Raw genomic sequence first — 23,860 nt, 5'->3', positions numbered from 1 at the left:
GGACGGCGAACGGGAAGTGTCTCCGGAAGGAAAGTCTGAGATGAATGCTAAGGACATATTGGACCGGCTGGTCGGCTTCCCCTCCGTTGTAGGCACTCCGAACGGTGAGATTGTCGCATGGGTCAGGGATTTTTTCGAGAGTTACGGTGCCTTCGCGACTGTCTTGCCGGGACCGGAAGGTGATCGCGCCAATCTCTTCGCCTCCATTGGGCCGAGAGACAAGCCCGGCTACATTCTTTCAGGACATATGGACGTCGTTCCCGCGTCTGAGCCGAGCTGGACATCCGATCCCTTTCGCCTGCGGGCGGAGGGCAATCAGCTCTTCGGCAGAGGGGCGTGCGACATGAAAGGTTTTCTCGCCGCGGCTCTTTCTGCGCTTCCCGCTATGACAAAGATGCCATTAAGCAGCCCGATCCACTTCGCCTTTTCGTATGATGAGGAAGCCGGGTGCCGGGGCGTGCCACATATGATCCGACAGATTGAGGATCTGTGCGCACCGCCGTTGGGCGCAATTATCGGTGAGCCGAGCGGCATGGTTGCGGTCCGGGGACACAAGGGAAAGGCAGCCGCTCGAATCGAAATCCATGGCGCGACCGGCCATTCGTCGCGCCCCGATAAGGGCCTCAACGCCATTCACGCTATGACCGCGGTGATGAATGCGGCGATGAAGACGATCAATACTATTCGGAACGGGCCCTTCGATCAGAATTTCGAGCCCCCTTATTCTACCCTGCAGATCGGCACAATTGTGGGTGGCCGCAGCGTCAATATTATCCCCGATCTGTGCGCTCTTGAACTGGAAGCCCGAGCCGTTGTCGGTGTGTCCCCAACGGTCCTGCTGGAACCCATCAAGGCCGCCGCGGAAGCGCTAGCGAAGGGCGGCTATCAGATGATATGGGAGATCTGCAGCAACTATCCAGCGCTCTCGCTTGATGCCGAAGCGCCGCTCGCCCAGCTGATGCAGGAACTGACCGGCATGCCGACCTTGGCGGCCGTCAGCTATGGCACCGAAGCCGGACTCTATCAGGCTGCCGGGATCGACGCGATCATCTGCGGCCCGGGCGACATCGCGCGCGCTCATCGCGCCGACGAATTCATTCGCATCGACGAGCTGGCTGCCTGCGAGGAAATGATCCTGCGGCTAGCCAAAACCTTGCAACACTGAGAGGGCTCTATGGTTTTCTGGTTCAATTCGGATCGAGAAAGAGGCCGCGTCTTCGCCGAAGTTTTTGCACGCGAGCTGCCCGATCTGCCTTTCGTCATGGATATCTCAGAGCGCGCACCGGAAGAGATCCGCTACATTCTCACCTGGACGGCGCCCCCCGATCTTCATCGCTTCAGGAACCTGGAAATTGTCTTCTCCATCGGCGCCGGCGTCGACCAGTTCGATACGGAGACGCTTCCTTCGAACGTCATGCTCGTCCGCATGGTCGAGGACGGTATCGTGCGCATGATGCAGGAATATGTGACACTTGCCGTGCTCGCCCTGCACCGCAACCTGAAAGCCTATATCGGCCAGCAGGCTGCCGCCACGTGGCGCTCCCTTCCTGTGCGCCAGGCAGCTCAGCGGCGGATTGGCATCCTTGGCCTTGGCATGCTCGCCCACTCCGTCATCGAGCGCCTGAAACCATTCGGATTTCCACTCGCCGCCTGGAGCCGCTCGGAACGACGCCTGGATGGTGTCGAGTGCTATCACGGCCCGGATGGGCTTACTCCGTTTCTGTCGCAGACAGACATCCTTATCTGTCTCCTGCCGCTGACGCAGGATACACACGGACTGCTCGACGGCGGGTTGTTCGCGGCCCTTCCTCCGGGTGCGGCGCTCGTCCATGTCGGACGCGGCGCGCAACTCGATCACGACGCACTCATTGCGGCTCTCGATGACGAGCATCTATCGGGCGCCGTCATCGATGTGACCGAACCGGAGCCGTTGCCTCCCGAACATACGTTCTGGCGGCATCCAAAAATCATGCTGACACCGCACGTTGCAAGCGTCACGCAGCCGGAGACGGCAGCCCGTGCCGTCATCGACAATATCAAACGCCATCGCGACGGCCTCGATCCGATCGGCCTCGTCGATCGTGCCCGCGGCTATTGAGCACAACCAGGGAGCAAGGAGAAAACATGTCCCACCTCAAGACCATCGTACCAAACAGCACCGATACTCCGCGTGAATCCAAGCCCGGCCCGGATCGCCTTATATCCGGCGACCCCTCGTTCAAGAGCTGGGCCCAAGACGTGGCTCGAGGTGAAATGATCCATACCGGCGTCTGGGAAGCAACTCCGGGACTGACACACTCCATCAAAGGCGAGACCTTCGAGTTTTGCCACATCCTGCAAGGCGTCGTGGAGATCACTCCAGTTGGCGGTGAACCGGTCACGTATAGGGCAGGCGACAATTTCGTGATGAAACCTGGTTTTGTTGGCACCTGGCGCACTGTGGAGACTGTGAGGAAGATCTACGTGACGGTCATGTAGCAGGCCGGTGGCCGTGCTGGGGTTTGCGCGAAGAACAGTTCCTCTACGCTGCGGCGGAAAAAGAAGACTTTCCGCCGCGCAAAGTTCCGGGGAACGCGGTAAATATCGCGCGCATAGAAGCGGACAAAACTTGGTATTAAGATGAGGATCTCTGCCATGACAGGTAGGGTTTGAAATTCCGGTGTTTGGCCTCGGGATTTACAGGGGGTGACGATGGCTGTTTTTACGGAGCTTTCTGACGAAGATCGCCAAGCGATTACTGCTGCTTATGGCTTTACTTCGCTCTCGTCAGTCGTCGGGATCGCTGATGGCGACACCGATACAACGTACCTATTTCGCGCCGCGGAAGGCGAGTTCATAGTAACGCTTTTTGAGAACGGAGCCCAGCCTCTGGATCTGGAAAGAGCTTTTGAAACCATGGAAGCGCTCTCTCAGAAGGGCGTCCCATGCCCCGCGCCGCTGCGGACGCTCGAAGGCAACGCCACGTGTCGGGCTGCAAACCGGTTGGTTGCCACTGTCAGCTTTGTACAGGGCTCCTCGTCCACCGTTGCAGGTCCCGCAAAATGCCGAAGCTTGGGGCGCACGATGGCTCAAATCCATACTGTTTTTGAACGGAAGGCAAAGCCAATTTCGCCCGGTCTTCCAACAGGGACCGTTCACGGTGCATTGGTCCAACCGAATGTCTTTTTTCTTGGAGACGAAGTTGGAGGGATCATTAACTTCAGGATGCGCCACGACGATGCACTCGTGTCGGAGATTGCCGATGTGCTGGTCGGCTGGGCGGGAGAAGCCAACGGAGACCTGAACAAAGATCGCGCGCGTGCGCTGCTGAAGGGTTATGAAGAGGTCCGACAATTGATCGGTGGAGAAAGGAAAGCGCTGCCCGGCTTCATTATGGCTTCCACGGCGAGGCGATTTGCGAGCCAGACGGAAAGAACCTTCCTTCCGGAAATTGCCGTGACAGCTTATCGTTCAGCAACTTCGGACATTCTAGGTTATTTGCCGGCTCCGACCCCATGAAATATCTTCTTGATCGAACCGACGAACAGATAATGGCCGCTCTGAAGGCCAACGCTCGAACCTCCCACGCGGAGTTGTCCGCGAAGGTGAACCTGTCGCGCAACGCTGTTCGTGTGCGGATCGAGCGACTTGAGCGAGAGGGCTTTATCAAAGGGTATACGATCATCACCGGTGGTGGAGAAACCAGCCAACACCTCACGACCGCTCTGATCTTCGTCTATCGGCACGATCGCATGAGGGGCGGGGACGTTATTCAGGCGCTTCAAAAGATTCCGGAAGTGGTAACTTGCGATGTGATGACGGGTGATTTCGATCTCCTGGTCAGGGTCGAGTCTCCCGACGCGGACCGCATAGCGAAGATTTGGAACGTGATAGCTGAGATGCCAAGCGTGCGCGACACGTTGACTTCTTTTGCGCTCTCCTCCGTCATCCGAAAATAGCGCGCCGCGCTTGGGTCGATCAATGGAACCACCGCTTTTTTCGTCCGTCGAGGATCGGCCCTGCGTTTGACCCGAGGGCTGTACGGTTACTGTCAGGCGTCGCGCTAATGCAGGCCTTCGCCGGGGACGCCAGGAAGGATCGATAGTATCCCCTCGAATACCTCACCTTTGTCTCCACTACTGTAAAATGCCGGCGTGGCGCATCGCATCGGCGATGGCTTGCTGTATGGGAGTGCTGACCTCCACGAGGGGAAGACGCAGCTCGTCGCGGATCTTAGAAAGTCGCGCCAACGCGAATTTCACACCGGCTGGGCTGGCTTCGAGGAACAGTGCGCGGTGAAGGGGCATCAGTCGATCTTGAAGAGCCAGTGCCGAGGTGAAATCGCCCTTCAAGCACGCCTTCTGCAAGTCTGCACACAGTCGGGGAGTAACATTCGCGGTGACCGAGATGCAGCCGTGACCCCCATGGGCCATGTAACCGAGCGCCGTGCCGTCTTCGCCAGTCAGCAGATTAAACTCCTTGCCGCAAGCCATCCGCTCAAGCGAGGGGCGTAAAAGATTGCCCGTTGCATCCTTGACGCCCTTGACGTTCGAGCAATCGTTATAAATGCGAGCAAGCGTTTCGACCTGAATATCAATCACACTCCGACCCGGAATATTGTAGACGATTATCGGAACCGTAGCTTCGGCATCGATGGCCTTGAAGTGCCGATAAATCCCCTCCTGCGTGGGCTTATTGTAGTACGGAGCGACGATTAGCAGACCGTCCGCGCCAGCCTCCTGGGCGTGCCGCACGAAGCCTATTGCTTCCTCGGTGCTGTTGGAGCCCGCACCGGCAATGACCGGAACGCGACCCTTGGCAGTCTCGATCGTAATTTCAACGACGCGTTTATGCTCGTTATGGCTGAGAGTTGGGCTTTCCCCTGTGGTTCCGCAGGGGACAAGCCCTGCCGTGCCCTCGGCGATCTGCCATTCGATGAGGCTGCGAAATGCAACCTCATCGACTTTTCCATCGGCGAACGGGGTGACAAGTGCGGTGATAGATCCTTTGAACATCTTAACTTCCAGGCAACGAGGGACTTGAAAAGACTGCAGCGCCGATTAGCGCTGCAGCGTAGTGATGCAAACAACCTTCGGTTGCGTCATGTCTTCGTAGGCAAAACGGACGCCTTCGCGTCCCATGCTACCGTATTTGAACCCGCCAAAGGGCATGGCGTCGAACCGATAGTCGGATGATTGGTTGATCATGATACCGCCGGCATCGATGCGCTTGGCAGCATCGAGGGCCGTGGCAAGATCGTTGGTAAAAATCCCTGCATGGAGGCTGTATTCCGGTTGGTTTGCCAGCTGTATTGCCTCATCCAGTCCCTCGAACGGCTGCAAGATCACAACCGGTGCAAAGACTTCTTCATTCAATACGTCGCAGGTCGCCGGCACGTTCTCGAGTACGGTCGGAGGATAGAGCGTGCCTGAGGGAACGTGGCCGCAAAGCAGCGTCGCCCCGGCAACGATTGCGCTCTCGACCATGGCAGTGGTTCGTTTGACCGCCTTCTCGGAAATCATCGGGCCCACATCGGTGTCCGATTCCATCGGGTTGCCGGTCTTCAGTTTGACGGTCTGGGCCAAGAACTCGGTCTTGAACCGTTCATAGATCGGACGCTGGATCAAAATCCGCTGCGTTCCGATGCAGTTCTGGCCCGCCGCCCAGAAGGCACCCGACACGCAATCTTCAACAGCGGCGTCAACTTCGCTGTTTTCCATCACGATCACTGGTGCATTGCCACCAAGATCCATCGCGAGCTTCTTGATGCCAGCAGTTTTTGCGATGGCCTCACCGCTTGCAAACCCGCCTGTGAAGGAGATCATTCGAACGTCCTTGGCTGCCACGAGCGCCTTGCCCAGATCCGCGCCGCCGACAGCGACGGTGATAACTTCCTCCGGCAGACCGCTTTCGACCAACACGTCTACCAGCTTAATCGCCGAGAGAGGCGTAAGCTCGGAGGGTTTCAGGATAATTGCATTGCCGCCGGCGAGCGCCGGGCCGAGTTTGTGCGCCACGAGGTTCAGCGGGTCGTTGTAAGGTGTGATCGCCGTAATGATGCCCAGCGGCTCACGGGTGTACCAGCCTTGACGGGACTCCGATCCGGCATAGGCATCGAAAGGGATGACTTCTCCGGCGTTCCGCTTAGCTTCCTCCGCCGAGAGCTTCAAGGTGTTGACGCAGCGCGTCGTCTCCTTGCGGGCCTGCGTGATTGTCTTCCCGGCTTCCCGCACGATCAGGAGCGCGAATTCCTCTTTGCGGGCTTCGACTGTTGCTGCAGCAATTTCCAGAATTGTGGAACGCTGGTGACGGGGGAGCGACCGCGCAGTTTGCGCGCCACGTTTGGCACGCTCCAGCAGCAGGTTCACAGCGTCCGCACTGGTCTCGGGGACCGCTCCTACGAAGCTGCCGTCGAAGGGGTTCCTGACGATAATCTCGTCTGAAGAGGTCTTTTTGTTCACGGCAAAGCTCGGCATCACGCAACCTCCTGCGCGAGCTTGGCCGACTGGGCTTTGTGGATGGCAACTATGTCTGACAGCAGGGCATAGGCGGTCTCGACCCGACCGGCGCCCGGGCCGGTGACGGTGACAGAGCCGAGCAGCTCGGTATTAAGCGACACTGCATTGGTGGCGCCGTTCACGCCGGCGAGCGGATGCTCGAGGGGTAGCTGCCTGGGAGCAACGCTGCCGGTTATTGTCCCGTCGGCATCGCGCACCGCCGATCCGATTAGCTTCCAACGGCTGTTCGCCCTTGCCGCTGTTTCTATGTCGAACGCCGAAAGCTCGGAAATGCCCTTGCAGGAGACTTCCTCCGGCTTAAGGTTTGCCCCTAGCAGCTCGTTTGCCAGGATCACGACTTTGAGGCGAACGTCGAAACCTTCGACGTCGGCGGTCGGATCGGCTTCGGCATATCCGAGGGCCTGGGCTTCTGCGACGGCGCTGGCGAAATCGAGACCACTCTCCATTCGGCCGAGAACGAAGTTGGATGTGCCGTTCAAGATTCCCTCAAACCCATTCAGCTCCGCGCCGGCGAGAGTCTTTGCTACCATGCGGATGACCGGGGTGCCGCTCATAACGGAACCCTCATACTCGAAATGAACGCAGTTCGCCTTGGCAAGAGCCTTGAGCTCCCGGGCCGCGATTGCCACCGGCCCCTTGTTCGTGGTGACGACGTGCTTGCCGGACTGAAGCGCCCAGCGGCAATGCGAAACAGCCGGCTCGCCGTCCTTGGGGTTTGTGAATGTTGCTTCCACGATGATATCAGCGGGCGCCGTATTGATGACCGTCTCGTTGTCCGCTTGCACGGTCCCGCCGGAGAGGCCGCCAAAGCCGCCTTTTGCGAATTTCGCTTCAACCAGCGTCTTCGCGTCAAGGCCGTTTGCCGAAATGACCGAGCCGAGATAGAGGTCACTGACGGCGACGATGTTCAGGCGGAACCCGAGATCTCGCTCCCACAGTGAGTTTTTCGTCGCAATGAGCTCGGCCAACGCGCGGTTGACGCCACCAAATCCGATCAGAGCAATATTGTAGATTTTCATGTGGTTCCCTCCAGTGAAGCGAATTTATGCCCACATCATCTGGGGTGAAACATCCAGTGGGAACGGCACAAACAGACCAATCTGCCGCGCATATTGCTCAAACTAGTGCCGTCTTGCTCTGTGACGGTTCTTGGCCAGCGTTAAGATCTCGAACTATCAAATGATCAGGCTGAGGGAAGCCGACGCGCTTCGAGTCCAGTTCGTCGATATGGCAATCGCTCCGCGAAGCGAGGCGTCTGAGCCGGATCTTGGTGGGAACAAAAGGGCCTGGAAACGGTGATCGTAGGCAATCGGAACTGAAACGGCGGTCTCGGCCCTGTGCATTACCACCATTGGCTTGAAACGTTTGATATAGAGCCATTCAGGGAAGAACTTCCGGGGTGACGACCTCGTAGTCCTCCATGCTTTGAGCGGAGACAATCAAGGCGAAGTCCGCATCTCCCCGCGTCTCTTTGTCGGCTGGGATTTCGATCTCTGGCGATTGCACAAGGCCTTTGTGCGGCCTCCAGGGAGCATCCTTTGCTCCCAGATTGAATAGTTCTCCAGAACCGGCACCTTGGCTTGCGCGCCATTCAACTGGCTGTTTTGCGAGCTTACGATCCGAATCTCGCCGTGGCTTGCTCCGGCGACTGAGACAGAAAGCGCTTGATCGAATAATGGTCGATCGCGATGGATGTCTCGCGCGTAGCGATCAATTCTGCCATCACATCTCCAACACCTGGCCCGGTTTGAAAGCCGTGCCCGCTGAAGCCGAAAGCGTAGAAAAGGCCGCCATGGCAGGAGCTTGGACCCATGACAGGTAGATCGTCTGGAAAATAGCTCTCGATACCGGACCAGGTCCGGATGATGTTCGCGTGTTGCAGGGCCGGGACGAGGCGAATAAGCTGCTTGAACTGCGCAGTAAGGACGTCCGGCTGATACTTGGCCCAGTCTTCACCAAAATTTATAGAGGCACGTCGAAGCCCCCCGAATATAACATTTCCCCGCGGGATCTGACGGAGATACAACTCTTCCTCGGATTTCCGTGTGGATACACCGACAACTGGCCGTATGAAGTAGGGCAATGGCTCTGTGACCGCCATCTGTGGCCCGGCGGGCAACAACGGTACCGGTTCTCCGAGCTCTGCCGAAAGCCTGCTTGCCCAGGCACCGCCGCTCACGAGAAGTTGCGTTGAGGTAAATCTGCCGAGCGACGTTTCAACGGTGAAGCCTGAATCTCTGGGATGGATATGCTCGACCCTGCAATGTTCGAGCACGGTTGCGCCATATCGTTTGGCGGCCCGCGCGAAGGCAGGTGCGGCGAGCCTGGGGTTCGCATGCCCGTCCTCAGCGGAATAGGATGCGGCGACAGCTTCTGGCCCGATGAATGGAAATCTGTCGCTGAGCGCGTTTTTGCCGATGATTTCGAGCTTCAGGCCATATTCCAGAGCCCCGCGAGCATAGGATTCGATGGCTTCGAGTTCGGACTCCTCCCAGATAAAGCGGACATGGCCGACTCCCATGAACTCGACGTCCGACCCCGTAAGCTCCGGGATCCTGCCCCAGATTTCACGCGATCTGTTCGCTAACGGAAGCTGGGGCAGGAAACGGCCCTGCCGGCGCACATTGCCGAAATTCACGCCGCTGGCCTGTTGTCCAACCGTGAATTGTTCAAGCAGAATAACCGACAGGCCACGCTGGCGTAAAAAAAATGCAGTCGCGGACCCGACTATGCCGCCGCCGACGATAATGACGTCTACTTTTTGATGAGCGTTAGTCATCGCGTGCTCCGATGAGCATCGAAACTGGTAGCGGCTTTACGGGAGCCTGACTCCTCAATCGCCCCGCGCTTTCGAGAGGCATTTTCCTTTGAGCAGAGACGATTTCCTGACTGGCCGCGCCGCAGAACCGGCCCTGGCATCGGCCCATACCTGCGCGTGTGAAGGCTTTGGCACGGTTCACTTCTTCGGCACCCAGCGCCGTGGCGGCCGCTCTGACTTCTCCAACCGTGATCTCTTCGCATCGACACACGATCGTGTCGTCAGATATTTCGGCGATATTCTGTGACGGCAAAGGAAACGCGCGTGCGATGCCACGTGCAAACCTTCGATTTCGTTGCAGAAGACGAATTTGTTGCGAGGTTTCGGATGATGGCGCGCGCTGCATCAAGTCGCTGATCACCGCTTTTGCAGCGAGTGCCCCGGCAACTTCAGCGCCGTCGGCGCCAAGCAATCTGGTGCAATCGCCAGCGAGGTAGACACCGCTGACAGTGCTGCGACCAAAGTCGTCTGTTTGGGGTAGCCACTGGCGCATGAAGGGGTCGAACGAGAATTCGCAGCCCGCCAGATCTGCAAGCTGGCTTTCGGCTCGAATGTGGTAACCCATGGCGACGGCGTCGCACTCGATTGTATGTTCCTTGCCGTTTGCAGCGGTGAACCGGACTCCGGAAACAGCCGTCTCAGGTCCAAGAATCTCCCTCGGCACAATCCCTCGATGAATGGCTACCTTGGCGCGTTTCAGGTCCTGCACGAGACGCATACCCTTGCATAAGGCGAGGGGGCGAGCCGCAAGCCAGGGAAGAGCGAGCAGCTGTAGTCGGAAAGGGCTTGTGTCGAGGATAGCGACCGGAGGATGTCCCGCGTTGAGATATTGCCACGCGAGAAGGTAAAGAAGCGGCCCTGTTCCAAGCAGAACAACGCGTTGGCCGATGGCGCAGCCTTGTACCTTTAGGGCGATCTGCGTGCCGCCCAAAGTGTAGCAGCCGGGCTTGGTCCAGCCTTTGACCGGCAGGATCCTATCAGTCGCACCGGATGCGATCACGATGCCGTCGAACGACACAATATCGCCGACCTTCTCGTCATCCACAGTCTTGATCGTGTGCAGTGTGTTCTTTGCTATCGCCCAAGCAAGGGTTGACGGCCGGTAGTCGATCTGAGGTGTGATCTCGTCGAACGCGGTGTGCAGACGGACGGCCTTGTCAGCCTCCGTGCCATAAAGTTCCGCAGGCGGGCGTGAAAAATTCGAGGGCTGCCGCCGATAGATCTGGCCGCCGCTGGCCGATCCTTCGTCCACAATGATTGGACGCAACCCCGCATTAACCAATTCCAAGGTCGCCCTGATACCCGCCGGCCCGGCTCCTACAACAACTACTTGAGGGGTGGCCATGTTGTCTCCGGTGCTCTGGTTAGTACGCTCATGCCTTCAGTGACCTGCGCGGTGCACGCTCGGATCCTGTTTCCACCTGGCGTCCAAGACCAACAGTCCTGACAGGCTCCCATCATGCAGAAGCCGGCGCGGGGGCTGCTGCTGAACTCGGAGATTCTGGCGTGTCCGCGATGAAGCATGAGTGCCGTCAGCAGAAAGTCACCGTCGAATGTTTCGACAATCTCGCCGTCGATGGAGATCTTTACCGTGCGTCGCTGTTTCTCTTTGATTCTGACAAATCGAGGAGATGAGACATCCATTTTTACTCGGTCCCCACGTGGTAACCTGCTGAAATCGGAGATCCTGCAGTCATTTGTTGCCCGCACCAATCTGCCGGAGAGCACCATTCCGCACCGTCTGTCGTTCATTATCTTTCATGCGGGATAAGGAGGCAATTAACGTTTCCTTCACCTAGCATTAATGAGGGCCTTTATTGACTCCAATCGCAAATCCCACCCTTCATTAGGTTATGATGATTAGTAGCGAAGGGTGCTGAACGTGAATAAAAATCACACATATGAAACGACCCGCGTTGCTTCGAAGGCTGTCGTAGGGTGCGATACTCCCCGTCAACTACTCATTGGCGGCGAATGGATTTCGGCGAGAGGGAACGGGACCTTCGACGTGATCGATCCGTCGACCGCAAATGTAGTTGCCACGGTCTGCGACGGCGACGTCCCAGATGCCAGAGCTGCCGTTGACGCAGCAGAAATGGCGGCTGCGGCCTGGAAGGCAACCTCGCCGAGGCGGCGTTCAGACATTCTTATGAAGTGCTTTCACCTTATGCTCGATCAAGCAGAACGGCTGGCACAAATGATAACCGTGGAAAACGGCAAGGCCCTTCCCGACGCAAGGTCCGAAGTGAGTTATGCGGCCGAGTTTTTCCGCTGGTATGCGGAAGAGGCTGTAAGGGCACCCGGTGAACTCGGGTCAGCACCTTCAGGCTTGAATCGGATCATGGTGACCCATGAGCCGATCGGTATCGCTGTACTGGTAACACCTTGGAACTTCCCGGCGGCAATGGCGACGCGGAAGATCGCTCCCGCGTTGGCAGCAGGCTGCACCTGCATCCTGAAACCCGCAGCGGAAACCCCTCTGACGGCGCTGGCTGTTGGCGAGATCATGCGGCAGGCGGGCGTGCCGGCAGGGGTGGTCAATATTTTGACAACCACGAAAGCCGGCCCCGTCGTAAGCGCGATGCTGCATGACAAGCGGGTGCGCAAGCTATCGTTTACCGGCTCGACAAACATCGGCCGGATACTGTTACGTGAAGCTGCAGACCAGGTCATTAGTTGCTCGATGGAACTTGGTGGCAATGCGCCCTTCGTCGTATTTGACGATGCCGATCTAGAGACGGCTGTCGAAGGTGCAATGGTAGCCAAGATGCGCAATGGCGGTGAGGCATGCACTGCCGCGAACCGTTTCTATGTCCAGAAAGGGATTCTGGCGGATTTCACACGGCGGTTTGCGGAAGAAATGGCCGCGCTTCAGGTCGGATCGGGATTGGACCCACACACGCAGCTCGGGCCTCTGATCACAGAAGTCGCGGTCGCCAAAGTGGAGCGTCTGGTGGCCGACGCTGTTGCCAAAGGAGCCCGCGTTGTTACAGGTGGCACCAAATTCGGTGGCGTGGGCTTCTACTACCCGCCGACCGTACTGGCCGACGTCTCTCCCGATGCCGAGATGCTTCGCGAAGAGATCTTTGGGCCCGTTGCGCCGATCATCGCATTTGAGACTGAAGACGAGGTGGTCCAGATGGCCAACGACACCGAATACGGATTGGTATCCTATGTATTCAGTGGGGACCTCAAGCGCGCGCTTGCGGTGGCTGGGCGGCTGGAAAGTGGCATGGTTGGAATTAACCGAGGCGTCGTCTCGGATGCTGCCGCACCGTTCGGCGGTATGAAACAGAGCGGCCTCGGCCGCGAAGGAAGCCACCACGGCATGCTTGAGTTTCTTGAAACGAAATACATCGCCGCGAATTGGTAGGCTCCCAGCGATTTAGACCGCTCCTCTCGTCGTGCTACGGCAATCTCGTAGCGATGCCGAAGTCGGTTTGATTCCGCCTTTCCTCGCGAAGACGCGGATTTTGCTTTCCCTGAGAAAAATGGAGAACCAGATGTCACTACTCAAAACTATCGACCCGAATCCTTCGTTCGAACCGGAGCACGCGACCCCCGTGCCGGACCGCCTGATCGCGGGTGCCCCCGCCTTCAAAAAATGGGCGCAGGACAGCGCCAAAGAGGGCAGGGTGAATACCGGTGTCTTCGAAGCCACTCCTGGGGAGACGCACTCGATCAAGGGCGAGACTTTTGAGTTCTGCCATCTCCTGCAAGGAGTGATTGAGCTGAAGGAGAAGGGTCAGGAGCCGGTCATCTATCGGGCGGGCGATAATTTCGTGATGAAACCCGGCTATGTCGGTGTGTGGAAAACGATCGAAACAGTTAGAAAAATCTACGTAACCGTCACTTGATCGTTGCACCCAGAGACCGTTCCAAAAGACGGGAATGGAGCGACTGGCAGAGCGGTCTTTAATCCCCGAAAATGGCGGGGGATTATCCCAAGCGGCTCCTTGAGCTAGCGGGTGCTTCCCGCGTGATGCCGCTCACGAAGAGCTTGCGCGTCGCCGTCTCGCGGCACAGCCTGACATCTCATTTCTTGACAGCGGGGTTGGGTAAAACCTGGCGCTGTTGTTTCGGAGGTGAGCGAAGATACCAACGAACGGGTTAACCCATGGAAACGGATACGATCGCCCTCTCGCCCTTCGAGGCTTACCATCTGGATGGTGCCCTTGCGCTGTCACGCGCAGCGGGCTGGCCGCACAGGAGAGAAGATTGGGAAATGATAAGGTCGCTGAGCGAGGGACGGGTTGCGCTTGTGCGTGACCATGTGGTGGGCACGGCACTCATGACTCCCTTTGGCGACGCTTGCTCTGCCGTCAACATGATTATTGTCGATGAAAGCCAGCGCGGTCGTGGATTGGGCAGACGATTGACCAGCGCCGTCTTGGAACTGGCAGGGGATCGGGAATGCCGTTTGACTGCCACAAGTGATGGCTTACCTCTGTACGAAAAGTTGGGTTTCGTTGCGACGCATCAAATCGTTCGGCACCAGGGAGTGGTCGGCCTGGTTGATACTCCTGAGAATGTTGAGTGGACGGGGTATCATGCCCTGGCGGCAATCAAAGCGCTCGATAATATGGCTTTCGGCGGCGACCGCAACGCACTCCACAATGCATTGGCGAAGGTGGGGAGGTTTGCCGTCATCCGGAACGGCGACGATATCGTTGCCTTCGCGGCTACACGGCCGTTCGGGAAGGGCGAAGTGGTCGGGCCGGTCGTAGCAGCGAACGCCGAACAGGCGAGAGATCTGATTGGTTTCATCTTGGCGGGTAAGCAAGGGCGCTTCGTACGCATTGATGTCCCTTCGCAGGGCGGCCTTTCATCGTCCCTCGAAGGCTGGGGACTGGCCCATGAGGGCGGAGTTGTTGCGATGGTAAGAGGTGCATCAAGGGAGACACAAACTCCCGGTGTTCGAACTTTCGTCCTCGCCAGCCAAGCTCTCGGCTGAGTAGCCAGTCTATTGCGAGGCCTCGCATGCTCGACATTCTGTCCCGCCGACCTCACGCGCGCTGTCGGCGGTGATCTCACGGCCTTTTCCGGCTCTATCAGAGCCCGCCCACCTCGAGCCTGGAACCGTCAAAGAAGCGGGACAGGCGGAAGGGCGCGGGATCAACGCATGGCTCATCGTTAGCCACCAGGTCAGCCGCTAGGCGGCCGATGCCAGGGCCAATGCCGAAACCATGACCTGAGCCGCCCGCGGCCAGATAAAGGCCTTTCACGTGATCGGACGCCGAGATGACCGGTACCGCGTCCGGCGTGCAATCCACATAAGCGCCCCAACTATCGGCGACTTCGATGCCCGCTAGCGCAGGGAACTGCTCCGTGACACCTTTCAGAATAGCCGCGATCGTACGGCGGCTGGGCGTCGGGTCGAGAACACGGATCCGCTCGAAAGGCGATTGCGTCTCCATGTTCCAGCGCGCGAGCGCTTCCGGTCCATGGATCATTGATTTGCCGACGCCGATCTGAACCGCTTTTAGTCGCTTCAGAAACATGGGCATGAACCAGCGCGCATAGCGCAGGCCTTGCGGGGTGATATCCAGCGTTGCCCTGCCGCTTATGGCAAGCGTGTAGCTACCATCCAACCTGCGGGTCAACGAGCACTCTGGCGTATAGATGGCCTCACCGAGATTGACTGTGGGCCGCGTACGAATTGCGGTCTGGCGCACGCTGGCCTGCGGGAATTCAACACCGTACTGGCGGCAGAACAAGGAAGTCCACGCACCGCCGGCGCTCAGCACGGCCTGCGTCCTGATACGCCCTTTTTCGGTGACAACACCCTCAACCGCACCATTGACGATATCAAGTCCTCGCGCAGCGCATTCCTGGTGGACAGTCGCGCCATACTTGCGAGCACCGTTCGCGATCGTCGGCGCGGCAATGGCCGGCTCGCCTTTGCCATCATCAACTGAATGGACCCCGCCGAGCCATTGGCGACCGTGGGCCGGAATCTTGTCATAAGCTTCTCTGGCGGTAAGCATCTTCGTATTGACGTCGAACTGCCGGGCAATGTTTAGCCATTGTTCCCATTCCGCCAGTTGCTGGGCATTATCCGTCGCATAGAACAGGCCGCATCGGCGGAAGCCGACGTCGTCGTCGATCTTGGCTGAAAACTCGTCCCACAACTGCAGGGAGACACCAGAAAGCGGCAGTTCGCGCTCATCGCGGTTCTGCCGGCGACACCAGCCCCAATTGCGGCTCGACTGTTCGCCACCGACATAGCCCTTTTCCACCAGGGCAACGGAAAGCCCCCGTTCCGCGAGAGAAAATGCCGCCGACGCGCCGACAATGCCGCCGCCGATGACGACGACATCAGCCTTCGCGGGAAGCTCTTGATCGCTCTGTAAACGTTTGAGGAGTGGTGACATCGGGTCTGACCTGATTAGTTGATTGAAAATGTATCCTGCCTGCGGGAAAGGCGTCTTGAGCGAGTATGGCAATCATGGTCAACGAGTTGGCCGCAGTGGAGTTCGGGAAATCGAAACGCGAGACATCCCAGGCCCTTCGATCTGCATCCAGAACAGACACCGCGTTTCCAGCGCCTCCCGACTGGTCGTCGCGACCGAATGAACTGGCAGGTCAATCATCGATGGATCCATGGACGCGGTCTCCAATTCGATTTTCATCTTGTCGCGAAACCATAAAGACAGCAATTAATGGTCCGCGAATGTTCGCTTCAGATCCGGGTTAATGCTGACGAGGCCAACATCGCCGCGGTCGGCCTGGATCCGTTCGAGCACGTCGATCTCAGTCTCGATCTCCAATTGGAGGGTGGCACTGCCGGAAAAGGCGCCGTTGAAAGCTGCCGTTCCAATGGTAAACCCTGCCGCACCAGACCGCACTACGGCTGCCAGCCTTTCCGGGCTATCGATCGACCCGGCAATCACCACAGGCTTTTCGACGGCCTCGCATACGCGCGTCATCAGTGCTTCGACATCGCCGTCAAAGCGATAGGCGAGCAAATCGAGACCGCTGACGCCGTCGATCGCGGTCAATTGACGCGCACTTTCAACGATCGTCTCGATCGTCCCTTCGAGCTTGCTCGGATGCCCGACGATCTTACCGGGGAACGGATAATAGCCGATGTTCCTGCTGGCGATAAGCGGCAGAACGACATTCGGTCGGGTCCCACCCATCAGGATATCGACGCCTAGGTCGACCGCGGCCTGCGCGGATCGTTGCTCGCTCGCCTCGTCGAGGCTGACCACCTCTAGGTAAAGCGTCGCACCCGCCGCCTTGATTGCTGAGGCAAGGCCCAAGAGTTCATCGAACGGCAGGCCGATATCTTTGAAGCCGACATGCGTGATGCCGGCGGCAAGCACATCCTTGAGGCGTTCAGCCGCGTCGGCAACAGTCCGGTCCTGGTTGGTCAGCATGAAAATGAAGTCGGGAGAGGTCTGGGGCATCGAAAACGCTCCTAGATTGCGTTGAGAAGCAGCGCCTGATCGAAGGCGTAGCGAAGAGAGGAATGGTCGGCCGTACCTTGGCCCGCGATGTCGAACGCGGTGCCGTGATCGACGCTGGTACGAATGAAGGGCAGACCGACGGTGACGTTGACGCCATTGTCGATGCCAAGATACTTGACGGGGATAAGGCCCTGGTCATGATATTGAGCGACGACGATATCGAACTCGCCCTTGCGGGCGCGCATGAAAATCGTATCTCCGGGCCAGGGACCCGATGCGTTTATTCCGGACTCCTGAGCTCGGCCGATCGCCGGCGCAATAATGTCGAGATCTTCGCGTCCGAACATGCCGTTTTCACCGGCATGGGGGTTGAGGCCGGCGACGGCAACGCGTGGCGAAGCAATGCCATAAGCCTTGCCTGCCCTGTGCGCCAGTTCGATCGTTCTGAGCACGGAATCCTGTGTCATGAGCTCGATGGCATCGCGCAACGAAACATGGATCGTGACCAGGATGACACGCAGTTCGTCGTTTGCCAGCATCATCGCGAACTTATCGGTCCCCGACCGTTCTGCGAGAATTTCAGTATGCCCGGGATAATTGAGCCCGCCCTTCTTCATCGCTTCCTTGTTTATCGGGGCGGTAACAATTGCTGCGATGTTGCCCGCCAGGGCTTCGTCGATCGCTCTCACCACATAGTCGTAGCTGGCACGGCCAGCACGAGCGTCCACCTGACCAATCGGCAGATCGTCCGGCAAATTGGAGACGTTGAGAACGGTGATAAGCTTGCTGTCTAGGACAGCGTCATTGACTGACGTGATGGTCTGCACCTGGAGAGGGAGGTCGAGGGCTCGGACCGCACGCTCCATCATCCTGGCGTCACCAATCACCACCGCGTGCTCCGGCAGGCCGTCCGCGAACAAGCGTGCGATAATTTCCGGACCGATCCCACAGGGATCGCCCATCGTGATTCCAATAGGCTTCTTCATTTCTTGTCTCCAAGCCAGAGGCCTCGAAGCACCTCAGCTGATTTCAGCAGGATATTTGGCGAACCGAAGCCGCCCGCCTTTGTGATAATGTAAATGGGATGCGGTCCGGCCGTCCGGCCGATTGGAATTCCGGGCTCGATCTCGCCCAGAAGATCCAGTGAACCAATCTCGAGTTCGCTCAACACGGATTCGGCAGTGTCGCCGCCAGTCAGGAAGAGCCCCGTCACGGGTTGACGCTCCGTAATCGCGCGTACCACCTGGCCAAGCGCGACCGCGATGGCCCGAGGATTGGCCGACGTGCCGCTCTCAGACGTCGTGAGAATGACATCTCCACCAGATCCATATTGGCTGTGTTGCGCAACGGCGTTTTGAGCTGCGAGAATGGGAGAGCGAGACGCCTCCTCGGCGTCGACCACGATCTGCCGGACATTGCTGGTGCTTGTCAGTCTTGAACATTGCTCACGGCTCAGCGGATTGACACTGCCGATGACGAAGAGATTTTGTGATGCCGCGGCGGACGACGTTGTCATGTCGTCCGCCCAACCTACGTAGTCCGCCAACGCGGTCGCCAGACCGGGAGAACCGCACCAAAGGATGGACTTCGGATCCGCCGCCGATTTCACCAACAGGGCCAGATCTTCCTGCAGGGCCGCATCGGCAATCAGCAATTTCCGGCCATCCGCGACAAGTTCGCCAGACCTCAATGCTCGAATTTCCGAGAGCCCAAGAACACGAACTTCCGCATCCGGGATATCTGGAAACAAAGCCCGAAGATGCGAGTCTGTTATCGGGTGCAGCGGGTCCCTTGCAAATTCTGTGTACTCCAACGGCACGCCACGAAGAAGCTGACGCCCGCCTTCAGTGGTCCGGCCACATCCGGGGAAAGCCGGCGCAACAATTGCCATAGACCGACCGGAGGCCGCGAGAGCAGCCGCTATTTCAGCTCCAAGGTGGCCGCGAATGGTGGAATCGATGGTGTTGTAAAGAATATCCGCGGCCACTAGATTTCTTGCGGCCCGCGTCGCCCGATCAACAGCGTCTTCAACGGATGCTGTGCGGCTTGCCTTGTTCACCGAGACAATCGCGGCATCATTTGGGGGCGATCGCCGGTGATCGGTAAAGACGACGCATCTGTGTCCCATACTCACGAATGGTGCGGCGCCATCCGTTGCACTGGTCAGATCATCGGCTAGAATTCCTACCTTCAAAATCGTTGTTCCGTCGGTTTCCATGTGACGACAAGGATATTAGCGCTATTGCTTCTGACGGAAAAACGATGAATTGTGACAGAAATTGATAACTTAAAGTCACAGATATGGCCTCCCGAGTCCCGTCACTATCCGCATTGAGAGCCTTTGAATCGGCTGCACGTCATTTGAATTTCGGGCGGGCTGGCGATGAATTGTTTGTTACGCATAGCGCGGTCAGCAAGCAGATCCGCTTGCTTGAGGAGGATCTGGGAGTAATGCTTTTCGAACGACGGAACAGGGCCGTCTTCCTCACCGCAGCGGGGCGACGCCTGCTTGTTACGATGAGCGACGTGCTCCGTCAGATCGGCGATTGTTGCGATGAAATCAGAGGCGGGGGTTCGGCACCGCTGGTGGTCTCATGCGAACCGACATTCACGCAGCGCTGGCTAATCCCTCGCCTCCCACAATTCAATGCACTTCATCCAGATGTCGAGGTTCTCGTATTGGCCGCGGGCGGTCCGGTGAACTTCGACAGAAGCCATATCGATCTGGCACTAAGGAGAAGCGATTTTTCCTGGTCGCCGGAGCTCTTTATGGAAACGGTGGTCGAGGAGCGTGTCGGCCCCGTATGTGCGCCACGCCTGTTGGTTTCGGACAGCGATGATATCCTTTCCTTGCCTCGCATTCATTCGGCCACGCGTCGAGATGCATGGTCGCGATACATGGCGGATAACCAAATCGGCGGTCCAAATCCACCCGGCGGCCAAGTGTTCGAACACTTCTATCTGAGCATTGAGGCGGCAATCGCTGGGCTGGGCGCCGCAATCGGCCCAGAGCCGTTGGTAGCCGACGCGGTGGGAAGCGGGCAACTGGTGGCGCCACGGGGATTCTCGAGCAATGGCTATAGCTACATCCTCTTGAGCCGCCTTCCCTTCGAAGGTGATGCCAGACGACGAAACTTCCTCTCCTGGCTTCGATGGCAGTTTGGACTCTGAACGGTTGCAAACTTTCGGATTCCGCGTCGATTGGCAGCCTGGGAGATCCACGTTTTGAACGGTTTCTGGCTGGCCGGGGAAGATTGATCCCAGCGGCATTAATCTCAGCCTGAAGCAAACATTCACTCTTCATTAATTGTCATTTTAATGGTTTCGCGAGAAGGTTAAGTCCGAATTGGAGATCCGATACAAGTTATGCGCTGCCTGAAAAAGGGGAGCAGCGCCAATAGAGCAGCCATAAAAGTCGCAAAGTGACAGCTGCGTTCAAAAAGGAGGAATTCGATGGCCGCTAGCATTCAGGCTATTGCCGTGGACGTGCCCGCGCTTTCGGTGCGTGACCTGACCATCGACCTGCCGAAAGGCATGGAGCGAGCTCGTGCCGTCGAGAACATCTCGTTTGATCTCAAGCGAGGTCAGATCCTATGCATTATCGGTGAGTCCGGGTCCGGCAAGTCGGTAACCGCGAATACGATCATGGGACTCTTGCCGAAGATAATCCGTGTCTCGTCTGGTTCCATTCATATTGACGGCACGGCCATGATCGGCGCGTCACCGAAAGAACTACGAGATATGCGCGGTCGCGTCGTCTCGATGATCTTTCAGGATCCGCTGTCAGCGCTCAATCCGCTGATGACCGTCGGCGAACAGATTATGGAGGCGATGGCCGCACATGGTGTTGGCACGAAGGCATCGCGGCGCAGCCGGGCCGTCGAGTTGCTGACTGAAGTGCGCCTGCCTGATCCGGAGCTCATGTTTTTCCAATACCCGTTCCGGCTCTCAGGCGGTCAACGCCAGCGAGTGATGATCGCCATGGCTCTGGCGCTAGAGCCGAGCGTCCTGATCGCCGACGAACCGACGACAGCCCTCGACGTTACCACTCAGGCGCAGATTCTCGAGTTGATCCGGGACATTCAACGTCGCAAAGGCATGAGTGTGATGTTCATCACCCATGACTTCGGCGTCGTGGCTGAGATCGCGGACAGTGTCGTGGTCATGGAGAAAGGACGCATCGTCGAGCAGGGTACTGCCGAGCAAGTCCTGGAATCACCCACCCATCCCTACACAAAGCGGCTGATCGCAGCCGTCCCGCACCTGACCGGCGTGGATCGCTTTGCCGAGGAGACCGACAGTGAGAAGCCGATCCTGAAGGTCGAGGCACTGGCCAAGATCTATCGAAGCGGCAGCGCACTATTCGGCAGCCAGCGCGTCGTGCCTGCGGTGACCGATGTTTCGTTCGATTTGGCGTCCGGTCGTACCTTGGGCATCGTCGGTGAAAGCGGCTCAGGAAAGTCATCGCTCGGGCGGCTGCTGATCAAGCTCCAAGACAGTGACGGCGGGCGGATTCTGTTTGAGGGCCACGACATCGCCAAGCTTTCGGAATCCGACTTCCGTCCGCTTCGACCGCGGATCCAGATGATCTTCCAGGATCCATTCGCGTCCCTGAATCCTCGTTCGACGATTGGGCAGATTCTTACCGTTGGACCCGTGGCCCACGGTATGCCTTATGCCCAGGCCCGGGAGGAGGCGAAGGCGCTGCTGTCCCATGTGGGACTCGATGCAGGTGCCTTCGGTCGCTATCCGCACGAATTTTCCGGCGGCCAACGCCAGCGTATCGGGATCGCCCGGGCATTGATGTTCAAGCCGACGCTTCTCATTGCGGATGAGGCAGTCTCTGCCCTCGACGTTTCGATCCAGGCCCAGATCTTGAAACTTCTCGACCAGATCCAGCGCGAAACCGGCGTATCGATGATCTTCATCACTCATGATCTGCGGGTCGCCAGCCAGATCTGCGACGAAATCGCTGTGATGCAAAAGGGCCGGATCGTTGAACACGGTCCGCCATCTCAAATCTTCCTGGACCCACAATCTGCCTACACGCGCGAGCTGGTGGCAGCCATCCCCGGAGAGCGGCCGAGGAGCACCCGGCCGATTGCTGCAAATATTTGATAGCCACGGCGGACATCGCCACTCAAGGAGCAGAAATCATGACAAAGGATCTTATCACCACATCGACCTATTCGAGACGTGATGCTCTACGCCTAATGGCGGCAGGCGGCGTTGCGTGCTTTGTCGCACCCAACCTGCTCGGCAAACCCGCGCTTGCGGCGAACCTTCCGACAACGCCGACCGGCCGCGTGGTCGTCGGGCTCTCGCAAGAACCCACCGTCTTCAATCCGCTGATGGCACATATCGAGGTCGACGACGCGGTACATTTCTCCCTATTCGACGCGCTCTTTCGGATGGACCCCGAGGGCGTTCTTCAGCCCAATCTTGCCGCCGAAGTGCCGACCCAAAAGAATGGCGGGATTTCGGAGGACGGCCTGCAGTGGCGCGTTCGTCTGCGTGACGACGTCCGCTGGCACGACGGCGAGCCCTTCACGGCCGAGGATGTGAAGTTCACTCTCGAACTCATCACCAACCCCAATTTCCGCGCTTGGCGTACGGGCGGCCATTCGCTGGTGCGCGATATCAAGGTGGTCTCCCCAACCGAGATCACCTGGCGGATGGAGAGCGTTTTTGCCCCCTACCTGTCGTTTCTCGCCGAAACCTTCATTGTGCCCAAGCACATTCTCGGGAAAGAGGCCGACCCCAATGCGGCCGCCTTCAATCAAGCGCCTGTCGGCACTGGCGCATTCAAATGGGCGCAGCGTATCGCAGGCGACCATATCGAACTCGTCGCCAACCCGAATTACTTCGGGGACGGCCCGTATATCGAGCGGCTCGTCTTTAAATACATTCCTGACATGACGGTGCTCTACACCCAGTTCAAGAGCGGCGACATTGATCTTACAGACCAATCATACATTACAGCCGACCACTATGAGGAAGCGAAAACATTACCGGGCCGCGTGGTGACTCTACTCCCAGGAGGATCAGTCGAGTCGGTCTATCTCAATCTGGAGAAACCGCAGTTCAAGGACCCGGCCGTGCGTCAGGCGCTTTACGCCGCCATGGACAGAAAAGCGATTATCGACACGATCTACTTCGGGGTTGTCACGCCGACAGAGACGTTCATGCCGCGGGAGTCTTACTACTACAATCCAAATCTCCCGCCGCAGGAGTACAACCTTGATCTCGCGCGCAAGATCCTTGACGAAGCCGGCTGGGTGCCGGGATCGGACGGCATCCGCGCCAAGAACGGCGTTCGGTTGTCGTTCGCCAACTCTACGACGGCCGGCAACAATCTGCGTGAGCAGGTGCAGCAGTTCCTGCAACAGACGTTTGCCGAAATTGGCGTCGAAATGACTATATCGAACCTGCCTGCAGCCGTTATGTTTGGTGAATTTTGGCTTAAGTCGCAGTTCGACTCGGCCATCGCGGGTGTCACCCATCTCATTGCGGCGGATCCGGATGCCACCAACCGGCTCGCAACAAGTGCAATTGCAGCAAAGGGCGGAAAAGGCTCCAACGTCGGCCAATACTCGAACCCCGAGGTCGATGCGCTGCTCAAGAAAGGTGCTCAAACCTTCGATCCGGAAGCACGCCGCGTGATCTACACCCGTATGCAGGAAATCGTCCGTCAGGACCTGCCCTTCTTGCCGTTGTTCGCCGCCACTTATGTCGTCGGCAGGAAGGAAGGCTTCGAAGGCTGGGAGCCGAATACAAACACCCGTACTGCATCCTGGCATGCCGCTGGATGGCATTGGAAGAGCTGACCTACGCCGCCGCCGCCGCGTATTGCGGCGGCGGCCATCCATTGACGCTGTCATGAGGATAGACGAATGCGCGGCTTCCTACTCAACCGGTTATTCCAGAGCCTCATCCTGCTCGTGATTGTTTCGGTCATCGGGTTCGTCATCCTGAACCTGATCCCGGGCGGCCCGTTGGCGCAATTTGGGCTCGATCCCAGCATGACGCAGGACGATCTGGATCGGCTTAAAGAACAACTGGGGCTCAATCGGCCGCTTTGGATGCAGTATTTCGACTGGGCCTGGCGCCTTCTGCAGGGCGATTGGGGCCAT

At 58.2% G+C, this 23,860-nt stretch carries 21 protein-coding genes and 1 pseudogene; 12 read left to right on the top strand and 10 right to left on the bottom strand.

Annotated features, from left to right (window positions below; translation table 11 throughout):
• Positions 1-40: 40 nt before the first annotated feature.
• The 5 genes from argE (at position 41) to AC2YI2_RS33425 (ending at position 3,938) form a co-directional block, all read left to right on the top strand.
• The gene (gene argE, locus AC2YI2_RS33445; protein WP_487390852.1) at positions 41-1,165 is read left to right on the top strand and encodes an acetylornithine deacetylase; all 1,125 of its coding nucleotides are present in this window, start codon (positions 41-43) and stop codon (positions 1,163-1,165) included.
• Between the two features lie 9 nt (positions 1,166-1,174).
• Positions 1,175-2,098 carry a 2-hydroxyacid dehydrogenase gene (locus AC2YI2_RS33440; RefSeq protein WP_487390851.1) on the top strand — a complete coding sequence of 308 codons (924 nt, stop codon included), beginning with the start codon at positions 1,175-1,177 and terminating at the stop codon, positions 2,096-2,098.
• 26 nt (positions 2,099-2,124) lie between these two features.
• Positions 2,125-2,478 (top strand): cupin domain-containing protein, encoded by a 354-nt coding sequence (locus AC2YI2_RS33435; RefSeq protein ID WP_487390850.1) that lies wholly within the window; start codon positions 2,125-2,127, stop codon positions 2,476-2,478.
• Between the two features lie 213 nt (positions 2,479-2,691).
• Complete coding sequence (locus tag AC2YI2_RS33430) at positions 2,692-3,498, top strand: phosphotransferase (protein ID WP_487390849.1); 807 nt, start codon at positions 2,692-2,694, stop codon at positions 3,496-3,498.
• A complete protein-coding gene (locus tag AC2YI2_RS33425; RefSeq protein ID WP_487390848.1) occupies positions 3,495-3,938 on the top strand; it encodes an Lrp/AsnC family transcriptional regulator in 444 nt (147 codons plus the stop codon). The genes AC2YI2_RS33430 and AC2YI2_RS33425 overlap by 4 nt, the downstream gene beginning before the upstream one ends.
• 177 nt (positions 3,939-4,115) lie before the next feature.
• Here AC2YI2_RS33425 and dapA read toward each other — a convergent pair whose 3' ends face one another.
• From dapA to AC2YI2_RS33395, 6 genes are all read right to left on the bottom strand, one after another.
• Entirely contained in the window at positions 4,116-4,994 is an 879-nt protein-coding gene (gene dapA, locus AC2YI2_RS33420; RefSeq protein ID WP_487390847.1) for a 4-hydroxy-tetrahydrodipicolinate synthase, read from the bottom strand.
• 45 nt (positions 4,995-5,039) lie between these two features.
• The gene (locus tag AC2YI2_RS33415) at positions 5,040-6,455 is read right to left on the bottom strand and encodes an aldehyde dehydrogenase family protein (protein ID WP_487390846.1); all 1,416 of its coding nucleotides are present in this window, start codon (positions 6,453-6,455) and stop codon (positions 5,040-5,042) included.
• Entirely contained in the window at positions 6,455-7,516 is a 1,062-nt protein-coding gene (locus AC2YI2_RS33410; protein WP_487390845.1) for a homoserine dehydrogenase, read from the bottom strand. Before AC2YI2_RS33410 ends, AC2YI2_RS33415 begins: the two co-directional genes overlap by 1 nt.
• Before the next feature lie 593 nt (positions 7,517-8,109).
• On the bottom strand, positions 8,110-9,276 hold the full coding sequence (locus AC2YI2_RS33405; protein ID WP_487390844.1) for an NAD(P)/FAD-dependent oxidoreductase: 1,167 nt from the start codon (positions 9,274-9,276) through the stop codon (positions 8,110-8,112).
• Entirely contained in the window at positions 9,269-10,660 is a 1,392-nt protein-coding gene (locus tag AC2YI2_RS33400; protein ID WP_487390843.1) for an FAD/NAD(P)-dependent oxidoreductase, read from the bottom strand. The genes AC2YI2_RS33405 and AC2YI2_RS33400 overlap by 8 nt, the downstream gene beginning before the upstream one ends.
• On the bottom strand, positions 10,642-10,959 hold the full coding sequence (locus AC2YI2_RS33395; RefSeq protein ID WP_487390842.1) for a (2Fe-2S)-binding protein: 318 nt from the start codon (positions 10,957-10,959) through the stop codon (positions 10,642-10,644). Before AC2YI2_RS33395 ends, AC2YI2_RS33400 begins: the two co-directional genes overlap by 19 nt.
• A 229-nt stretch (positions 10,960-11,188) precedes the next feature.
• Here AC2YI2_RS33395 and AC2YI2_RS33390 point away from each other — a divergent pair, with 229 nt between their 5' ends.
• The 3 genes from AC2YI2_RS33390 to AC2YI2_RS33380 all read left to right on the top strand — a co-directional run bounded on the left by AC2YI2_RS33390 (position 11,189) and on the right by AC2YI2_RS33380 (position 14,269).
• The gene (locus AC2YI2_RS33390) at positions 11,189-12,688 is read left to right on the top strand and encodes an NAD-dependent succinate-semialdehyde dehydrogenase (RefSeq protein ID WP_487390841.1); all 1,500 of its coding nucleotides are present in this window, start codon (positions 11,189-11,191) and stop codon (positions 12,686-12,688) included.
• Between the two features lie 130 nt (positions 12,689-12,818).
• Positions 12,819-13,172: a cupin domain-containing protein gene (locus AC2YI2_RS33385; RefSeq protein WP_487390840.1), complete on the top strand. Its 354-nt coding sequence runs from the start codon at positions 12,819-12,821 to the stop codon at positions 13,170-13,172.
• A gap of 260 nt (positions 13,173-13,432) precedes the next feature.
• Positions 13,433-14,269, top strand: a complete 837-nt coding sequence (locus AC2YI2_RS33380; protein WP_487390839.1) for a GNAT family N-acetyltransferase — start codon at positions 13,433-13,435, stop codon at positions 14,267-14,269.
• A 97-nt stretch (positions 14,270-14,366) separates the two neighbouring features.
• Here the strand turns inward: AC2YI2_RS33380 and AC2YI2_RS33375 are convergent, their stop codons facing one another.
• The 4 genes from AC2YI2_RS33375 to AC2YI2_RS33360 all read right to left on the bottom strand — a co-directional run bounded on the left by AC2YI2_RS33375 (position 14,367) and on the right by AC2YI2_RS33360 (position 18,945).
• Positions 14,367-15,689, bottom strand: a complete 1,323-nt coding sequence (locus AC2YI2_RS33375; RefSeq protein ID WP_487390838.1) for an NAD(P)/FAD-dependent oxidoreductase — start codon at positions 15,687-15,689, stop codon at positions 14,367-14,369.
• Positions 15,690-15,974: 285 nt separating this feature from the next.
• Positions 15,975-16,727, bottom strand: coding sequence for a nitronate monooxygenase family protein (locus tag AC2YI2_RS33370; protein WP_487390837.1), 753 nt, complete (start codon positions 16,725-16,727; stop codon positions 15,975-15,977).
• Between the two features lie 11 nt (positions 16,728-16,738).
• A complete protein-coding gene (gene pdxA / locus AC2YI2_RS33365; protein WP_487390836.1) occupies positions 16,739-17,713 on the bottom strand; it encodes a 4-hydroxythreonine-4-phosphate dehydrogenase PdxA in 975 nt (324 codons plus the stop codon).
• The gene (locus AC2YI2_RS33360; RefSeq protein ID WP_487390835.1) at positions 17,710-18,945 is read right to left on the bottom strand and encodes a four-carbon acid sugar kinase family protein; all 1,236 of its coding nucleotides are present in this window, start codon (positions 18,943-18,945) and stop codon (positions 17,710-17,712) included. Before AC2YI2_RS33360 ends, pdxA begins: the two co-directional genes overlap by 4 nt.
• Before the next feature lie 83 nt (positions 18,946-19,028).
• Between AC2YI2_RS33360 and AC2YI2_RS33355 the strand changes: the two genes are divergently transcribed.
• From AC2YI2_RS33355 to AC2YI2_RS33340, 4 genes and pseudogenes are all read left to right on the top strand, one after another.
• Positions 19,029-19,898: a LysR substrate-binding domain-containing protein gene (locus AC2YI2_RS33355; RefSeq protein ID WP_487390834.1), complete on the top strand. Its 870-nt coding sequence runs from the start codon at positions 19,029-19,031 to the stop codon at positions 19,896-19,898.
• A 282-nt stretch (positions 19,899-20,180) separates the two neighbouring features.
• Positions 20,181-21,845: an ABC transporter ATP-binding protein gene (locus AC2YI2_RS33350; protein WP_487390833.1), complete on the top strand. Its 1,665-nt coding sequence runs from the start codon at positions 20,181-20,183 to the stop codon at positions 21,843-21,845.
• A gap of 38 nt (positions 21,846-21,883) precedes the next feature.
• Positions 21,884-23,554, top strand: coding sequence for a peptide ABC transporter substrate-binding protein (locus AC2YI2_RS33345; RefSeq protein WP_487390875.1), 1,671 nt, complete (start codon positions 21,884-21,886; stop codon positions 23,552-23,554).
• Positions 23,555-23,620: 66 nt separating this feature from the next.
• Positions 23,621-23,860, top strand: a pseudogene (locus AC2YI2_RS33340) (diguanylate cyclase); the annotation flags it as partial.

This window comes from Rhizobium sp. SRI_017, assembly GCF_057586295.1.
The sequence above is the reverse complement of the archived record's forward strand: the minus strand, read 5'-3'. Positions and strand labels throughout refer to the sequence as shown.

Excerpts from the sequence above, each read along its gene's own strand:
- AC2YI2_RS33405 (WP_487390844.1), bottom strand. The coding sequence starts at position 9,276 with ATGACTAACGCTCATCAAAAAGTAGACGTCATTATCGTCGGCGGCGGC.
- AC2YI2_RS33395 (WP_487390842.1), bottom strand. The coding sequence starts at position 10,959 with ATGGATGTCTCATCTCCTCGATTTGTCAGAATCAAAGAGAAACAGCGA.
- AC2YI2_RS33425 (WP_487390848.1), top strand. The coding sequence starts at position 3,495 with ATGAAATATCTTCTTGATCGAACCGACGAACAGATAATGGCCGCTCTG.
- AC2YI2_RS33360 (WP_487390835.1), bottom strand. The coding sequence starts at position 18,945 with ATGGAAACCGACGGAACAACGATTTTGAAGGTAGGAATTCTAGCCGAT.
- AC2YI2_RS33345 (WP_487390875.1), top strand. The coding sequence starts at position 21,884 with ATGACAAAGGATCTTATCACCACATCGACCTATTCGAGACGTGATGCT.
- AC2YI2_RS33385 (WP_487390840.1), top strand. The coding sequence starts at position 12,819 with ATGTCACTACTCAAAACTATCGACCCGAATCCTTCGTTCGAACCGGAG.
- AC2YI2_RS33375 (WP_487390838.1), bottom strand. The coding sequence starts at position 15,689 with ATGTCACCACTCCTCAAACGTTTACAGAGCGATCAAGAGCTTCCCGCG.
- AC2YI2_RS33370 (WP_487390837.1), bottom strand. The coding sequence starts at position 16,727 with ATGCCCCAGACCTCTCCCGACTTCATTTTCATGCTGACCAACCAGGAC.
- argE (WP_487390852.1), top strand. The coding sequence starts at position 41 with ATGAATGCTAAGGACATATTGGACCGGCTGGTCGGCTTCCCCTCCGTT.
- AC2YI2_RS33430 (WP_487390849.1), top strand. The coding sequence starts at position 2,692 with ATGGCTGTTTTTACGGAGCTTTCTGACGAAGATCGCCAAGCGATTACT.
- AC2YI2_RS33435 (WP_487390850.1), top strand. The coding sequence starts at position 2,125 with ATGTCCCACCTCAAGACCATCGTACCAAACAGCACCGATACTCCGCGT.
- AC2YI2_RS33350 (WP_487390833.1), top strand. The coding sequence starts at position 20,181 with ATGGCCGCTAGCATTCAGGCTATTGCCGTGGACGTGCCCGCGCTTTCG.
- AC2YI2_RS33410 (WP_487390845.1), bottom strand. The coding sequence starts at position 7,516 with ATGAAAATCTACAATATTGCTCTGATCGGATTTGGTGGCGTCAACCGC.
- AC2YI2_RS33400 (WP_487390843.1), bottom strand. The coding sequence starts at position 10,660 with ATGGCCACCCCTCAAGTAGTTGTTGTAGGAGCCGGGCCGGCGGGTATC.
- pdxA (WP_487390836.1), bottom strand. The coding sequence starts at position 17,713 with ATGAAGAAGCCTATTGGAATCACGATGGGCGATCCCTGTGGGATCGGT.
- AC2YI2_RS33440 (WP_487390851.1), top strand. The coding sequence starts at position 1,175 with ATGGTTTTCTGGTTCAATTCGGATCGAGAAAGAGGCCGCGTCTTCGCC.
- AC2YI2_RS33355 (WP_487390834.1), top strand. The coding sequence starts at position 19,029 with ATGGCCTCCCGAGTCCCGTCACTATCCGCATTGAGAGCCTTTGAATCG.
- AC2YI2_RS33415 (WP_487390846.1), bottom strand. The coding sequence starts at position 6,455 with ATGCCGAGCTTTGCCGTGAACAAAAAGACCTCTTCAGACGAGATTATC.
- dapA (WP_487390847.1), bottom strand. The coding sequence starts at position 4,994 with ATGTTCAAAGGATCTATCACCGCACTTGTCACCCCGTTCGCCGATGGA.
- AC2YI2_RS33380 (WP_487390839.1), top strand. The coding sequence starts at position 13,433 with ATGGAAACGGATACGATCGCCCTCTCGCCCTTCGAGGCTTACCATCTG.